This window comes from Vibrio sp. YT-19(2023), assembly GCF_033337395.1.
Genome location: NZ_JAWOQN010000445.1, coordinates 1 through 728, shown reverse-complemented (window position 1 = coordinate 728; position 728 = coordinate 1). Strand labels below are relative to the sequence as shown.

Below are 728 nucleotides of genomic sequence, written 5' to 3'. Positions count from 1 at the left end.
CTTTGGTCTCGTGAACGTTATCGGTTGTGGTTACGCTTGGTGGTTTATGGCGAAAAAAAGTCGTCGTTTCTCATCAGGTCTGATCGATGCGGAGAAAAAACAATGGCAAATGGATACGCTATTAAGCGTGGCAGTTACTGTTGGTTTTATCGCTGCATGGCTAGTATCTCTTACCCCATTCGCGCATTACGCAGTCTACGCGGACCCAATGATGATGCTACTTATGGGCTTCTACTTCCTAAAAGTACCATTTGATATGTTGTGTGGCGCATTACGTGAGTTACTAATGATGACACCAAGCAAAGAGCTTTGTCAGGTTGTTGGTAACGACGTTTTAGAAATTGAAAAAGTATCTGACCATCAGCTAAAACTGGCTGGTATAACGAAGGTTGGTCAAGAGCTTCGCGTGAACATTGATCTACACGTTGATGATGACATGATTGAACTCGACACTCTTGAACAAACTCGAAAACAGCTAACCACGCGTCTGTCGAAGCACAGATTCAAACTGCAACTGAACTTAAACGTAGCGAATTGTTAGAACACGAAGCAAAAGTCAGGTATTTCTATCATAAAGCACGTAAATTGAGTGTTCAGTCTTTACGAAAATGAAAAAACCGCCAGTAACGGCGGTTTTTCTTTGTGGTTCAAGCTAGATCTTTGAAGTCTACTCGGCCAATTGAGCGGTTTACGTACTGGAAAATGCTCATTGGAGCAGATGTTTTGTC

At 42.4% G+C, this 728-nt stretch carries 1 protein-coding gene; it reads left to right on the top strand.

From position 1 onward, the window contains the following. Window positions 1–541 (top strand): cation transporter (locus R7E78_RS26430; protein WP_318058650.1); only part of this gene is annotated, 541 nt, incomplete at its 5' end. Between the last annotated feature and the right edge of the window lie 187 nt (window positions 542–728).